Raw genomic sequence first — 14,943 nt, 5'->3', positions numbered from 1 at the left:
AGGTTTAAAAACTTTAAGAAACGGATCCTACTCATGAATAAAACCTTAACAAATTAAAAAACAAGCAACTAATCAGTTACTTGCTTTATAGGGGAAAGGAGTTTCCCACACGATTTGACAAAGAGCCTTTTATAGTTATTTAGACACTTCTCTTTAAATCAACTTTTCTTTATGAAATTGCTCAACCGTATTTTTCCCGTCATTGAGCTTATCCCAGATGATAACTTCGCCAGTTTTCAACGATTTTTGCACATCAATTATACGCTGATTGGCTGAACCACGAAATTGTAAGAGCAGATTTTTCTTGCTCAAGTCAAAGCGACCGTCAACTAAAATGTCAATATTGCGTAACAATTCCAGTTTATCAGGCGTTTCCAACATCAGCTCTTCCCAAGTATAGCCTGTCCATGACCAAATATCTTTTTCAGGCAATTCAGCTCGGATTCGCTTAACTAGAGGTAAGACAACACCTGTATTTAAAAATGGCTCGCCACCTAGCAAAGTCAAGCCTTGCACATAAGAGAGCGCCATATCTGCCATAATTTTCGTTTCCAATTCAGTCGTATAGGGCCTACCAAACCTGAAATTCCAAGTCGCCTCATTGTAACACCCCTCACAATGAAAAGGGCAACCACTCACATAAAGTGAATTTCTAACCCCTTCACCGTCAACGAAATTCAAGGGCTTATAATCGGCAATATATCCCATTGACAAATCTTGTGAACGCCATTCTTGCGGTTTGGGATTATTCATACTTTCTTATCCGATTTCTTTTTATCAAGATATTGTGCCTTTATTTGTTGAAGTTTCAGTTGTTTATCTGACTGACCAGTCGAATTTTTTTCGTGAAATTTTTGAACAGAAACCTGTCCTTTATAATCTAATTGATATTTTCCCATCATATACCTCTCATTAAATATGTAATTTCCGCCGTAAGCTTGTGCCTTTTTCCCCTAATAATTTTTCCAGATAACCTAGTTTTGCTACTAGAATCAAGTAAATAGAGAATCCCATGCCTCCCGCTGCGACGGTTTTTAGCACGACATTATTAGGCATGAACCATTTGACAAGGACAACAACGAGCGACATGAGTAAAGTCATGAACAAAATGCCTAGCACACCGCGGATAGTGACTTTGGTTGAGAATCGCGATACGCGCTGTATTTTGCGCAAAAATAGGTAGACACCTAGCGCAAAGGAGACGGTTGTCGCAATCATCGGCCCGTATGATTCATAGAAATAAATCGCTGGCACTTGAAGTAAGAGTTTGAGACCCAAGGCAATGGCGAAGTATTTCATTGCTGTGCGACTATGGTGCAGGGCTTGGAGCATCGGCGACAACATGGCATAGGCTGCTAACAGAAAGCTCTGCAAAAAGGCAAAGATGAAGAGATTAAGCTGGAGCTGGCTTGGCGAAACATAGAAAATCGTGTAAATTTCGCGTGCCAAGAGACTCATACCAACAACTGCGGGAATCATAAAGACTGAAAATAGCTGAATACTATAAGAAATCAAATGCGCTGTTTCATTTTTTTCGCCCTTAACATAAGCCGAAGTAACAAGCGGAATACTGACACCACCAAGCGTTGTCGCAACACCAATCAAGACCATCGTCAATTTGTCCGTATTTGCCGAAAAATATGAGAAAAATACCATGAGTTGTGCATCCGTATAGTTAGCAAGCAATTTCATGACGTGCGGAAAAGTCGACTGGTCAATGAGCTTAAAAATCTGGATGGCTGAGCCTATCACGATAAAAGGAATTGCCTGTGTCAAAGTCTGCGTGAGGAGTTTGACAGCATCAATCTGATGATGAGATTGACCAGGATTTGCGATTTTCGCAATATCGCCTTGTTTCATCAAAGACCAAATCAGAACAGCAAGACTTGCTATCATGCCTATAAAAGCTGCAGTCGTTGACTGTGTAACTGCTTTTACCCAATCGCCTGAGCCAACTTTCATGATTGTAAAAGCCGTCACAAGCATCCAAATCACGCGGACAAGTTGCTCCATAAGCTGACTGAGGGCGTATGGTTTCATACTGCTGAGACCTTGAAAATAGCCACGAATGACCGACATTGACGGAAAAATCAAAACTGCTAAAGACAGACTTTTCATGACGGGAATCAGGTCTTTTCCACCGCCTGAGAGCGTTGCAAAAAATGGAGCGAGCAAATACATAACTCCCGCAAAAAAAACACCGAGAATCGCCATGAACACTAGCATTTGCCGAACCAAACGATAAGACATATTGTAGTCACGAAGGGCATTGTAATGTGCCACCTCACGAGAAATAGCGACTGGAATGCCAGCCGTTGAAATCAAGAGAAAGAGGGCGTAGACATTGTAACCCATGGAAAATAGGGCGTTGGCTTGGTCAGCATGACTGCCCATCCACGCATACCACGGAATGATATAAATCGCACCCAAAATTTTCGACAGAAAATCACCCGCCGTCATCCAAAAAGTACCAGCCAACATCTTATCTTGCTGATTTTGCGAATTTGAAATCTCTTCTTCTATAAATTCTGCGTTTTCCATTAATAATCGTCCTTGCGATAACCCATTTCTTGAATATCAATCTTTTTATCGCGCCAATTTGACTTGATTTTAACCCATGTTTCGAGGTAAACTTTGTCGCCAAGCATAAGTTCAATATCACGACGTGCCATTTTACCGACCTTGCGAATCATATCACCACCTTTGCCGAGAATAATCCCCTTTTGGCTCTTTCTTTCAACATAAATCGTTGCCATGATATGAATCTTGCCTGTCTCCTCGTCACGTTTCATCGAATCAACCGTCACAGCAATCGAGTGCGGCACTTCTTCACGTGTCAAAATCAGCACTTTTTCACGAATCATTTCGCCAACTAAAAAGCGTTCTGGATGATCGGTAATCATGTCATCTGGGAAATATTGGAACCCTTCTTCGAGATTGCTTTTAAGAATTTCAAGCAATTTATCCGTGTTATTACCCTCAAGCGCCGAAATCGGCACAACTTCCTTGAAAGCCATCTGCGTGCGGAAATCATCAATTTGCGCCAACAATTGATCGGGATGAACTTTGTCGATTTTATTGACCAGCAAAATGACCGGTACTTTTGCCTGTTTAAGCCGCTCGATAATCATGTTATCGCCCTTACCACGCGGTTCATCAGCTGGCACCATAAACAGCACTGTGTCCACTTCACGCAAGGTCGAATAAGCAGATTCAACCATATAATCACCCAAAGCATTGTGCGGTTTGTGAATGCCAGGTGTATCAATGAAAACGATTTGCTCAGTTTTCGTTGTGTAAATCCCTTGAATTTTATTGCGCGTTGTTTGCGCTTTATCGCTCATAATCGCGATTTTTTGCCCCATAACGTGATTGAGTAACGTTGATTTGCCAACGTTTGGGCGACCGATAATTGAAACGAACCCTGATTTGAATGTCATATTTTTCCTATTTTTCTGTGTGTTACTTCTATTATAGCAAAAAATCAGCATAGTTGGGGCTGCTGACTAATTTCTAATTTTTTATACTGATAAAATACCATAAATTACTTTACTAATAAAGTTTTCACAGTCATTTAAAACACCTGCATTTTCCATATTCAAGTTCATCAATTTCAATGCCATGTACATATTTCCCAAGGTCAGCCCTAATTTCAATCTCCGATATTTTCTTACTTCTTGCCTCTTCAATATAGCTCTTCACAATTTCTTGCAGAAAAGTGCCATTACCGCAAGAATTATCAATAATATGTTTCTTCAATATTTTTCCAGAAACATAGCCAATTGTATCTAACATCAAATTAACAAGATTTGACGGCGTGTAGACTTGACCTTGTTTTTTGAGTAAAATAAAAAATCAGCAATTCATTTTAAAAATCACTGATTTTTTATTACAACTTACTTATCCCCCTTATTCCGAATCACGAAACCAGGTTTCTTCTCAGTCGCTTTAGGATGAACTTTTTGTTTATCTTTTTTGTAGTAATCTTTCTTGTTGCGATCATCACGATCACGACCGCCACGTTTGTCACGGTTAAAGCCACCACGACGATCACGACCGCCACGATTATTGCCACCGCGACCACCGCCACGATTGCCACCACGTCCACCGCCTTCGCCGTTAAATGGCAAAGGTTTTTCAGCCGCAATGTCAACTTTCGGACGCGTATCAGGGTCATTAACCTTAGCTTGCAAAAGGAGAGACACCAAGAGTTTGGCATCGTATTCCGCAAGCAAACGCTCAGCATCTGCATCAAATTTGACTAATTTCTTCGCCAATTTCTCGTCTGTCAAATCACGCTTGATTTCGTCAAAAGCAACCGCAAGACTGGCTTGGTAAGCCTCCTCGCGTGTCGGCGGTTTCATGCCTTTCATCTCTTTTTTGGTCAATCGCTCAATCGCACGCAAGTAACCCATTTCATTATTTGAAACGAAAGTAATGGACAACCCAGACTTACCAGCACGACCAGTCCGCCCAATACGGTGAACATAACTTTCTTGGTCTTGGGTAATGTCGTAGTTATAAACGTGGGTCACACCAGAAATATCAAGCCCACGCGCCGCAACGTCAGTCGCAATCAAAATATCAAGATTATCATTTTTAAAATCACGCAAAACAGCCAGACGTTTTTGTTGTGCCAAATCACCGTGAATGCCCTCAGCACGATAGCCGAGGAGTTTAAGACCACGCGTTATCTCATCAACACGGCGCTTTGTCCGCCCAAAGATAATCGCAAGCTCAGGATGTTGCACATCAATCAGACGTGTCAAAACGTCAAATTTCTCAAATTCCTTCGTTTTGATATAGTACTGATCGATCAAGTCAGACGTCATTTCCTTGGAAACAATCTTGATATGCTCAGGATTTTTCATGAACTTCACGCCAATTTTCTTAATCGGATCAGGCATTGTCGCTGAAAACAGGAGCGTTTGGCGCTCAGCAGGTGTCGCTTTGATGATAAACTCAAGGTCATCAATAAAGCCCATATTGAGCATCTCATCTGCCTCATCAAGAATCAAGGTTTCGATGTCGCCAAGTTTCAGCGCACGGCGCTTAATCAAGTCAACCATTCGACCAGGCGTGCCAACAACAACATGCGCACCAGATTTGAGCGCATTGATTTGCTTTTCAATGCTCGCACCACCATAAACTGAGCGCACCTTAATGCCCTTATCGCGCCCAAAACGGAAAAGTTCTTCTTGTGATTGCACAGCAAGTTCACGCGTTGGTGCGATGACTAATGCTTGCAGACCGCCATTAACGTTGATTTTATCAAGAGTCGGCAGACCAAAAGCCGCTGTTTTACCAGTCCCTGTCTGAGCTTGACCAATCACGTCCTTGCCATCAAGGGCAAGCATAATCGTCTGTTCTTGAATCGGTGTCGGTGTTTCGTAACCAGCCTTAACAACGGCTGAAAGGATGTCTTGCGACAAACCAAGTTCTGTAAATTTCAAATGTTTCTCCATTCAATAGATATGGAGTTTTCGGTTATTTTTTCTAGTTTTTATGTCAAAATATAAGTTATCCTAATTCAAAAAAACTTCTCTACATTTCAAGCAAACAAGCTCAAAACGCTAAATATTATGTCCAAATACTCCATGAGTGACGGTTGCCCCAATCGGACAACTTATTAAGTATAGCATAATTTTTATGAAAATGATAGCGTTTCATTTAAGAATGCGTTTTCACGGTTTTTCAATACTTGCAATCTGATTAACCGAGTCTGTCTGGACTTCACTAACATCATTTGAACAACCAAAAGTTGCAAAACCGCTGACAGCAACCACAACTGCCAATATTTTTTTAATTTTCTTCTTCATAAATCCTCCTATTTATTTTATAAAATATTTTTATTATGAAAAATAACAACGTTCATCAAATCCCTATCACAATGTTTAGAAGTAATTATCGTTTTTTACGTGATTGATTGGCAATTTTTCTCTTTAAATGCTCCCCCCAAACATCTATTCCTACTAGGACTACCTCAAGAGCAATTTCTCCTGCTTTCTCCACTAATTTTTTCATAATTTTTTCGTGAGATTTACAAAATGGTGCTTTTGGCGTTATCGTTTTCTTATTGCAAGCTGGTGCTTTACATATATTCATTCTTAACTATTCTCTTTCGTTAATTTCTCCATTATGCTGTAACAAAAGGCGTATCACTCAAGGCAACATCTGGATATTTATCCGCAAACCAGCGCTCAGCGAATTGATTTTCAAACAGGAACAAGGGATTGTCAAAGCGGTCTTTGGCTAAAATATTGCGTGAACTTGACATGCGCTCGTCCAACTGTTCTGGCTTTATCCACCGCACAGTCTTACTTCCCATAGGGGTCATGACGACTTCGGCATTGTACTCGCCAATCATGCGGTGTTGAAAGACTTCAAACTGCAACTGCCCAACTGCGCCAAGCATATACTCGCCTGTTTGATAATTCTGATAAAGTTGAATTGCGCCCTCTTGTACCAGTTGTTCAATGCCTTTATGGAAAGATTTTTGTTTCATGACATTTTTTGCTGACACTTTCATGAAAAGTTCGGGTGTAAAAGTCGGTAAAGGTTCAAAAGTAAATTTATTTTTGCCAGAATTTAGCGTATCGCCGACTTGATAAGTCCCTGTGTCATAAACACCGATAATATCGCCAGCCACAGCAGTCGTCACATTTTCACGACTTTCTGCCATAAATTGTGTGACATTTGAGAGTTTGACCGCTTTACCTGTTCGCGCCAAATTGACCGACATGCCACGCTCAAATTCGCCAGAGACAATTCGTACAAAGGCAATTCTATCACGGTGTCGCGGATCCATGTTGGCTTGAATTTTGAAAACAAAGCCTGAAAAATCTGGCGCTGTCGGCTCAACTGTGATGTTTTCTACCGTTGTTTTGTGTCCTTGAGGTTCTGGTGCGTATGCCAAAAATGCGTCAAGAAAGGTCTGAACGCCAAAGTTTGTCAAAGCCGAACCGAAAAAGACGGGTGTTAGATTACCATTTAACACAGCCTCAGCATCAAAAGGATTGCCCGCTTCGGTCATCAGCTCAATATCGCCCAAAGCCTGCTGATAAAAAGGATTTTTTGCGAAAACTTGGTCGCCTTGCTCAAAATCGACAAAGCGCTCGTCGCCCTTGTAGAGCTCCAAACGTTTGTTGGTCATATCATACAGCCCCTCAAAGTTTTTGCCCATACCAATCGGCCAGTTCATCGGCGTTGACAAAATGCCAAGCACTTCCTCAAGCTCAGCCAGCAACTCCAAGGGTTCGCGCCCATCACGGTCAAGTTTGTTAATGAAAGTAAAGACGGGAATGCCGCGCTGCTTGACAACTTGAAAAAGTTTTTTCGTCTGCGCCTCTATCCCCTTGGCACTGTCAATGACCATGACCGCCGCATCAACCGCCATCAAAGTTCGATAAGTGTCCTCAGAAAAGTCCTCATGCCCAGGTGTATCGAGAATATTAACACGCTTGCCGGCATAATCGAACTGCATAACTGATGAGGTCACAGAAATGCCACGTTGTTTTTCAATATCCATCCAGTCGGACTTAGCAAAATGCCCTGATTTTTTCGCCTTGACCGTTCCTGCCTCACGGATTTCGCCACCAAAATAAAGCAATTGCTCAGTAATCGTCGTTTTCCCAGCATCTGGGTGACTGATAATCGCAAAAGTACGGCGTTTGTTGATGTCTTGTTCTAATGTCATATTTTTCCTATATTTCCTATTTTTTATTTAATTACTTCCGTTATACCAAACTTTTTGACAATTTTGATTGTTTGTGTCAAATAAAGGTCGTACTAATGTTGTAAATGTTCACACACGTATAAGTTTACCTATTTTCAGTAAATTATCCGCAAAATAATGCTAGCATTCTATTCAAAATATCTCGGATTTCCAATTGAAATCCGAGATATTTTTAAATTCGTTGTAAATTCTCCAAGGCATGCTCTCGAAAAATACTGACACCATGTTCTAACAAGGTTTCTCGTGAAAAATCTGATGACGCGCCATATTCTAGCATACGAGTACGTAAAATACTGACTTCTCTTGCTCCTTTACGCTTTTGATTATCCAAAATCGTCAGATAAAATTTACCATCAAACTCAAACAATTCAGATTCTTCGACATCATCAATCACAGCCTGACTCATTTTGACAGCCTCAGAAATCTTGTTGAATTTTAGAATGAAATACACATAATCTGAATTACTATCCATCAGATCAAAGTTAGGCCTAGCTTGGAGCGATTCAATCATATTAGCCATATCGCCCATTTGCCCCATCGCCTCGTTCATCATCTCCTGTAAGCCCTCAGCATCCTCAGAAAATGGCATATTATCCATGTTGAACTCTTCTGTAACCAGCAAATCAACCCCCTTTGGGTGCGGTCGAACTTGGAAAGTCATCATACCTGTATTGGCGAATTTGTCCTCAATATCAAGCTCGCTAATCAGCTCATAAAAAAGTTTTTCAACCATGCCTTGATTGACCAAAAAGTCACTCATTTTGACATTATGTTCCTTCAAATCATCGAAAGTTAGAGAAATTTTTATCGTTTTATCATTTATTTGTTTATAATCCATTATTTGCTACCTCATATTAGTCAGTTACCATTATACCACAAAAGCGCCGATAAAAGCGCTTTTGAGAGTTTTTATAAAATTTGTGCGAGAAATTCTTGCGTTCGCTTTTCTTTTGGGGTGTCAAAGACGGCTTTGGGCGTGCCTGTTTCGACGATTTTGCCGTCCGCCATGAAAATCACACGGTCGGCAACTTCCTTAGCAAAACCCATTTCGTGTGTCACGATAACCATGGTCATGCCGTCTTTTGCCAAGTCCTGCATGACATTTAAAACTTCGCCGACCATTTCGGGATCAAGCGCCGAGGTTGGCTCATCAAACAGCATCACGTCTGGGTTCATGGCAAGAGCGCGGGCGATTGCCACACGCTGTTGTTGACCGCCTGACAAGCTCTGCGGATAGGCGGTTGCCTTGTCTGCCAAGCCCACTTTTGTTAATAGCTCTGTGGCGATTTTAACTGCCTCATCTTTTGACAATTTACCAGTATTTGTCGGCGCTAAAGTCAGATTATCAAGCACTGTCATATTGGGAAAGAGATTAAATTGTTGGAAAACCATGCCCATTTTCTCACGATGTTTGAACACATCAACCGATTTATCGGCAATATTTGTCCCTTCAAAATAAACTTCGCCTTTGGTTGGTGTTTCAAGTAAATTCATAGTCCGCAGAAAAGTTGATTTGCCTGAGCCAGATGGGCCAATCATCACGACCACTTCACCTTTTTTGATTTGAATATCCAAACCTTTTAAGACTTCGTTTTCTCCGAAATATTTATGTAAATTTTTAATGTCAATCAAATTTTCTACGTGCATTATTTGGTATATCCTTTCCCAAGTTTTTTCTCAAGTAAGTTGATGAGACGGCTTGTGATAAAGGTTACCACAAAATAATAGACAGCGACTAAAAGCCATGGCGATAAACTTTGATAAGTCGTTGAACTCGTGGTCTGGGCACCATTATACAGCTCCATAACGCCAATCGTCGCTAAAAGCGAGCTGTCTTTGATAATCGTCACAAATTCATTACCCAAAGCGGGCAAAATGTTACGAATGGCTTGAGGCAAGATGACTTTGAACATGGTCGCAGTCGGGCGAATGCCGAGGGAATAAGCGGCCTCGGTCTGACCTTTTGGCACAGCGTTAATCCCACCACGCACGATTTCCGCAACGTAAGCACCCGAGTTCATGGAAAGCACAATGATACCAGGAACAAGACGCGACAAATCTTCTGTCAAAATGCCAAGCTGAAATTCTGGCAAGGGAATTTTTCCGAGCAATTGAAAGCCAATCATGATTTGCACCAACATGGGTGTGCCACGGAAAATCTCGATATAGATATTGGCAAGCCAGCGCAAAACGTGGATTTTCGATAATTTGGCAAGGGCGATTAGGGTTCCCAAAAGCGTGCCAATCAAAACGACACAAGCTGAAATCATCAAGGTAATAATCAAACCGTCGTTAAAATATGGCAAAAATTTGCCTACAAATTCAAAACTCATAATTGTTCACTTTCTGAAATTCTTATTTGTTTATATTGTACCATAAAAAATGAATAATTATTCAAATTTCTTCAAAAAATTTTGATTATTTTTGACTGGTATTAAGTAAAGTAAAAATTGCGCTAATCATTCAAGAGTTATATTTTCTCAAAATAAACTTGCTGTAAAATGTTATTATTATGATGTCAACTTAATTTTATTTTTAGAATCAGCATAGACAATTCTTTTCTCATAAGTATCACACAAAAGTAATGTCGCCTAAAATTATTTCCAAACACATCAAGCGTTTCTTGATACGAACTTTTACCGACAAGCAAGCCAGCAATTTTGATAGGCGTATCTTTTGAAGCATACGCATTAAGTGCTTTAATTTTCAGAGAATCACTCAAAATGGCAATTTGTAGCGAAGGGAGGTTCTCTACTAGATATACTCCTCCAAAAATCAAAGGAAAAAGGAATACTACTGTTCCTAAAGTTAGAAGTAATTTTTTCTTTTTTACAAACACCGCAACAAAGACAAAAGCAAGCAAACTGACACTTAAAATAAAGAAAAGTATAAAAAACATATCAAAAAACGCTATCTTCATGATAACGTTTTTCTATATCATATTAACCAATGATACGTTGCTCAGTTTCAAAGTCAAAGAAATGTCCTTTATTCACATTGAACGTCAAATCAACTGTTTCACCTGGTTTGTGGAAGTCACGCGCATCCACTTTAGCGATAAATTCAGCATCGCCAACCTTAGAATGGAGCATTGTTTCAGCACCGAGAAGCTCAGAAACAACCACTTCAGCTTTTACATTTTGGTTAGGGAAAACATCTTGAACGATACCATCAGCTGAAATGTCCTCAGGACGGATACCAAACCAAACTTTCTTACCGTCATAGCCGTTTTGTTTGAGAAGTTTTTGTTGCCCTTCTGGAATAGCAATCTCGAACCCTTGACCATTTTTAATGCAAGCACCATCAACTGTTACTTCAAAGAAGTTCATAGCTGGGCTACCAATAAAGCCAGCAACGAATTTATTAGCAGGTGTATTGTAAAGCTCTTTTGGCGCACCAATTTGCTCGATACGACCCGTTGTTCCGTCAGCACTCTTAGTTGAACTCATGATAACAATACGGTCAGCAAGTGTCATCGCCTCTGTTTGGTCATGGGTTACATAGATTGTTGTTGCCCCGATACGACGGTGAATTTTAGCAATTTCAGCACGCATTGTCACCCGAAGTTTCGCATCCAAGTTTGACAAAGGTTCGTCCATGAGGAACACTTTGGCATCACGGACAATGGCACGTCCCATGGCAACACGTTGACGTTGACCACCCGACATATCGGCAGGTTTACGGTCGAGGAGCTCAGTCAAGCCAAGGATTCCTGCGGCCTCTTCAACACGTTGCTTGATGTCTTCTTTTTTGTATTTACGAAGTTTCAGACCAAATGCCATGTTGTCAAACACAGTCATATGTGGATACAAGGCGTAGTTTTGGAAAACCATGGCAATATCGCGGTCTTTCGGCGCAACATCATTCATACGCACACCGTCAATTGAGAAATCACCAGCTGTGATGTCTTCAAGACCTGCAATCATACGGAGAGTTGTTGATTTACCACAACCAGAAGGACCAACGAAAACGATAAATTCTTTATCTTTAACATCCAAGTTGAAATTTTCAACTGATTTGATTTTCGCATTTGGATATACTTTATCCACATTTGTTAAATTCATTGTTGTCATTAGGTTTCTACCTCTTTTTTATTTGATAAGTTAATTATATCGGAAACGCTTACATTTTTTGATAGACAAAAAGCACATTGTTTTTGTACAGTGTGCTTAGAGTTATTTTTTAGATAATGACGATGTGAGATTACCGTTGAATTTTTTTAGAGTTGCCCTTTACAAGTAAATAGATTGCAAGGGGCAGTAAAGCTAGTCTTGATAGACTTTCAAGCACGAGAAATACTTGAGAAAATTTCAACACCAAACTAGACCTTGTTAGTGATATAACAAAGAAAACAAGTCGCAAGCAATACAAGATAGGTATCATCTGCAAAAGTCGATTTCTCCCCTCCATTTTCTTGACCCGCTCATTTGCTATAAAGCTTAAACTTAAGCCAATCACAAAGAGAAGGAAAATAGTAAATGCAAGACCCAAAACAGCAAACAGGTAAGGCATCATAAAAATAGGTAAAAACATGGCTACCATAGAACCACTACCACCCATAATAGCAAGGACAAGCGTCAACACCATACTTAGAATCGCATAAATAATTGTATAAATCAAAGCTATTTTCGTTAATTTTAAGTTCATTTTTCTCTTTTCTTTATATAAGGCAAGAATTGTCTTATTCTTTTTTAGTCAATTGCGTATCCATTTTTTCAACATCAAACTGTGGCAACTCATAATGGATTTCAGACCAAATCGCACTCAAATTTTTCTTGATTTGGCGCTGACTAAACACTTCAAATAATTTGGGATTACTAGCAAATTTAGGTGTTGGTCGGACAATAAATTGATCCAGATCAGCCGTACCAAAAGGCGTGAGCCACTCAATCTCTCCCGCAACTTGCCGCACATCAATCGCTGTTGACACCTCGGGATACCTTGCGCATCGCATCGACAACATCCGTATAACTCGGTATTATCACCATTATGCAAGTGCATGTGCGCTTGATTCTTCAGCTCCCAGTCATACTGCGGATAATCTTGATTCAGCTGAACATTTCGTTTCGCCGTTTCCTCATAGGAAATGCTTGGGTCAAAGAAAATCACATCAATATCATGCGTAAAATCAAGCGGTTTAGCCGTTTTAAGATTCCCTATTTCTCACCATACCACTCTTCTTTTGTAAAATCATATTCTTTCCGAAATTCTTCGGAATACTTCCTTAATAAAAGCCCATTTACAATTATATCCGAATTTAAAAATAACGTTGGAATCATTGTAAATAACAATACTATAATTATAGCTATAAATACAGAGATGATCGAGAAAATATTTCCTAAAATCGTTCCATTTAGACCAGCAAGAAATTCTAGATTATAACTCTTTATCCACCATTTATTAAGCCTATATAACTGCATTGCACTAATTAATAATATAACAAACAATACTAATATAGATGATAATAGCTTAATATTTTTTATAGCATTTGATTTGATAATATTTTTACTATCAGCAAAATATGATTCTTGAATACTATCTAATAATTTAATTTTCACGATATAGAACGATAAAAAATAACATATTAATACATAAAACAGTGTCACAGAACGATTTAAAATAACATTTTCTGATATTTTTATAGAAGCTAAGTAGAATATGACTGTATTTTGACAAAGCAAGAACGTTGCAAGAGTATATGCCACATCATTCAAGAATCTTGGTCTTTTACAATATACAGTTAGTAATGTGAAGGTAATTATTGTTGAACTTATAGGAAATATAATCCAATTCACGCTCGAAACTAAACTCACTAACCAAGAAATTAAAGCAAGTATATAGACTTTTAAATTTTGAGATATTCCCTTCTCTCCTACACCGTATAAAATTTCAAATACTTTTTGAAATGTATTCCTTTTTAAAACGTTTGAAAGACTAATTTCACTCACTAATTTATAAATTTCTTTCATCATTTTCCACCCCAATTTGTATATAGCGATTGATTTGGATTACCTACTCCGACATTCGTATTCGGTTTATATTCTGTTTCTGGATTGAAATTTGAACTACCACTTTCTGATTGGACACCAACTCTATAATTTTTATCAGTAGTTATAGCATTATGTTTGCCATATTGCTCATATAATTCATCCAACCATTTACGTTTTACTTCTTCTGTTCCAATTCCTGGTGTTTTTATCTCTTTACCTGGCAAATCAAAACCAAATATTTTATCAGGCCATATAGTAACATTTCCTTGAATCATAGTATTCGCTATCCCAGCAGCAGCCCCAACAGGACCACCATATTGTGCTCCCTCCAAAGGACCAGCCTCTATCAGGAATAAATTAAAACCACCATATAATGCTTTACTTATATCCCCATAAGCAGGACTATTTGGATTAATATATTCATTATAAGCATTAGCTATAACTCTTAGCGCATCTGCACCATACGAAAATCCTTCCATTAGAAGTTTATTCTTTTTCAAAAATTCTGATACTGCCTCTAACTCTTTAAATAATTTTAAAGAAACTTTTCCAACTTCTATAAATTTAGCACCTGTACTACTCTTAGATAAAATATCACTAATATAACCTATAGGTGCCAAAACGTCCCAACCTTTGCTACTGAGAATAACTAATTTCTCATAAATTTGACCTTGAAATTCTAACGGTAACTTATCGATATACAAAGCAAATTTGGGATTATTTAATAATTTTAAAGCTGATTTTTTAGGAAATTCATCCCAGTTTTCTTTTGCTACAAAAATCTCCAAAATAATATCTTGAACTCCCTTAGGAAGCTGATCTAAAACAGTAATAACATAATCAAAGAACTTTTTATTTCCCATAATTTTTCCAACCAAAGCCGAAGGATTTTTTTTAAATAAGTTATTAATCATTTTAAAAGTCAACTCATCATTAATTTTAATCATGCCTTGGTAAGTAGAACTATCCGTCATTTTTACTTGTTTCATACTGCTAATTTGATGAGTCATCATCTCAATATCATCATAAACATCATCCAATTTTTTACCATTACTATTAGACTTCTCCCGAAATTAAATTTCGAAATTGATATACCACAAATTAAGGACGCCCGAAGTAAGTGCCTCTTTCTTCGATTACGATATTTCTGAGCCATACACTTAAAGGTTTTGATTTTAGCATTGATATTCTCAATCAAAATTCTTTCCCTTGAAATAC

The 14,943-nt window shown here is 38.8% G+C and carries 18 protein-coding genes and 2 pseudogenes; all 20 read right to left on the bottom strand.

What is annotated here, in order from left to right; genetic code table 11:
* Positions 1 to 153: 153 nt before the first annotated feature.
* Positions 154 to 753: an anaerobic ribonucleoside-triphosphate reductase activating protein gene (nrdG, locus tag Hs30E_RS08695; protein ID WP_172209567.1), complete on the bottom strand. Its 600-nt coding sequence runs from the start codon at positions 751 to 753 to the stop codon at positions 154 to 156.
* The gene (locus tag Hs30E_RS08690; RefSeq protein WP_172209566.1) at positions 750 to 899 is read right to left on the bottom strand and encodes a hypothetical protein; all 150 of its coding nucleotides are present in this window, start codon (positions 897 to 899) and stop codon (positions 750 to 752) included. Before Hs30E_RS08690 ends, nrdG begins: the two co-directional genes overlap by 4 nt.
* A gap of 13 nt (positions 900 to 912) precedes the next feature.
* On the bottom strand, positions 913 to 2,541 hold the full coding sequence (locus tag Hs30E_RS08685; RefSeq protein WP_172209565.1) for a putative polysaccharide biosynthesis protein: 1,629 nt from the start codon (positions 2,539 to 2,541) through the stop codon (positions 913 to 915).
* Entirely contained in the window at positions 2,541 to 3,440 is a 900-nt protein-coding gene (era, locus tag Hs30E_RS08680; RefSeq protein WP_172209564.1) for a GTPase Era, read from the bottom strand. The genes Hs30E_RS08685 and era overlap by 1 nt, the downstream gene beginning before the upstream one ends.
* 130 nt (positions 3,441 to 3,570) lie before the next feature.
* Entirely contained in the window at positions 3,571 to 3,849 is a 279-nt protein-coding gene (locus tag Hs30E_RS08675) for an N-6 DNA methylase (RefSeq protein ID WP_228462034.1), read from the bottom strand.
* A gap of 47 nt (positions 3,850 to 3,896) precedes the next feature.
* Entirely contained in the window at positions 3,897 to 5,453 is a 1,557-nt protein-coding gene (gene cshA / locus Hs30E_RS08670) for a degradosome RNA helicase CshA (protein ID WP_172209563.1), read from the bottom strand.
* A gap of 231 nt (positions 5,454 to 5,684) precedes the next feature.
* Positions 5,685 to 5,819, bottom strand: a complete 135-nt coding sequence (locus Hs30E_RS11445) for a hypothetical protein (RefSeq protein ID WP_267130245.1) — start codon at positions 5,817 to 5,819, stop codon at positions 5,685 to 5,687.
* 85 nt (positions 5,820 to 5,904) lie between these two features.
* Positions 5,905 to 6,105 (bottom strand): hypothetical protein, encoded by a 201-nt coding sequence (locus tag Hs30E_RS08665; protein ID WP_172209562.1) that lies wholly within the window; start codon positions 6,103 to 6,105, stop codon positions 5,905 to 5,907.
* Between the two features lie 31 nt (positions 6,106 to 6,136).
* Positions 6,137 to 7,696, bottom strand: coding sequence for a peptide chain release factor 3 (locus Hs30E_RS08660; protein WP_172209561.1), 1,560 nt, complete (start codon positions 7,694 to 7,696; stop codon positions 6,137 to 6,139).
* Between the two features lie 211 nt (positions 7,697 to 7,907).
* Positions 7,908 to 8,573 (bottom strand): adaptor protein MecA, encoded by a 666-nt coding sequence (locus tag Hs30E_RS08655; RefSeq protein WP_172209560.1) that lies wholly within the window; start codon positions 8,571 to 8,573, stop codon positions 7,908 to 7,910.
* A 71-nt stretch (positions 8,574 to 8,644) separates the two neighbouring features.
* Positions 8,645 to 9,382, bottom strand: a complete 738-nt coding sequence (locus Hs30E_RS08650; RefSeq protein WP_172209559.1) for an amino acid ABC transporter ATP-binding protein — start codon at positions 9,380 to 9,382, stop codon at positions 8,645 to 8,647.
* Positions 9,382 to 10,068 carry an amino acid ABC transporter permease gene (locus Hs30E_RS08645; RefSeq protein ID WP_172209558.1) on the bottom strand — a complete coding sequence of 229 codons (687 nt, stop codon included), beginning with the start codon at positions 10,066 to 10,068 and terminating at the stop codon, positions 9,382 to 9,384. Before Hs30E_RS08645 ends, Hs30E_RS08650 begins: the two co-directional genes overlap by 1 nt.
* Positions 10,069 to 10,253: 185 nt before the next feature.
* Positions 10,254 to 10,655 carry a hypothetical protein gene (locus tag Hs30E_RS08640; protein WP_172209557.1) on the bottom strand — a complete coding sequence of 134 codons (402 nt, stop codon included), beginning with the start codon at positions 10,653 to 10,655 and terminating at the stop codon, positions 10,254 to 10,256.
* 22 nt (positions 10,656 to 10,677) lie between these two features.
* Positions 10,678 to 11,808: an ABC transporter ATP-binding protein gene (locus Hs30E_RS08635; protein ID WP_172209556.1), complete on the bottom strand. Its 1,131-nt coding sequence runs from the start codon at positions 11,806 to 11,808 to the stop codon at positions 10,678 to 10,680.
* Between the two features lie 130 nt (positions 11,809 to 11,938).
* Positions 11,939 to 12,382, bottom strand: coding sequence for a hypothetical protein (locus tag Hs30E_RS08630; RefSeq protein ID WP_172209555.1), 444 nt, complete (start codon positions 12,380 to 12,382; stop codon positions 11,939 to 11,941).
* A 34-nt stretch (positions 12,383 to 12,416) separates the two neighbouring features.
* The gene (locus Hs30E_RS11440) at positions 12,417 to 12,689 is read right to left on the bottom strand and encodes a nucleotidyltransferase family protein (protein WP_267130244.1); all 273 of its coding nucleotides are present in this window, start codon (positions 12,687 to 12,689) and stop codon (positions 12,417 to 12,419) included.
* 29 nt (positions 12,690 to 12,718) lie between these two features.
* Positions 12,719 to 12,895: pseudogene (locus Hs30E_RS11580) on the bottom strand (nucleotidyltransferase family protein); the annotation flags it as partial.
* Positions 12,892 to 13,704 (bottom strand): hypothetical protein, encoded by an 813-nt coding sequence (locus Hs30E_RS08620; protein WP_172209553.1) that lies wholly within the window; start codon positions 13,702 to 13,704, stop codon positions 12,892 to 12,894. The pseudogene Hs30E_RS11580 and the gene Hs30E_RS08620, both read right to left, overlap by 4 nt.
* The gene (locus tag Hs30E_RS11035) at positions 13,704 to 14,765 is read right to left on the bottom strand and encodes a hypothetical protein (RefSeq protein ID WP_191088466.1); all 1,062 of its coding nucleotides are present in this window, start codon (positions 14,763 to 14,765) and stop codon (positions 13,704 to 13,706) included. Before Hs30E_RS11035 ends, Hs30E_RS08620 begins: the two co-directional genes overlap by 1 nt.
* A 50-nt stretch (positions 14,766 to 14,815) precedes the next feature.
* Positions 14,816 to 14,943 (bottom strand): annotated as a pseudogene (locus Hs30E_RS11240) (IS5/IS1182 family transposase); the annotation flags it as partial.

It is taken from the genome of Pseudolactococcus hodotermopsidis (assembly GCF_011170085.1).
Taxonomy (GTDB): Bacteria; Bacillota; Bacilli; order Lactobacillales; family Streptococcaceae; genus Pseudolactococcus; species Pseudolactococcus hodotermopsidis.
Note: the sequence above shows the minus strand (reverse complement) of the source record. Positions and strands in the feature narration are given on the sequence as shown.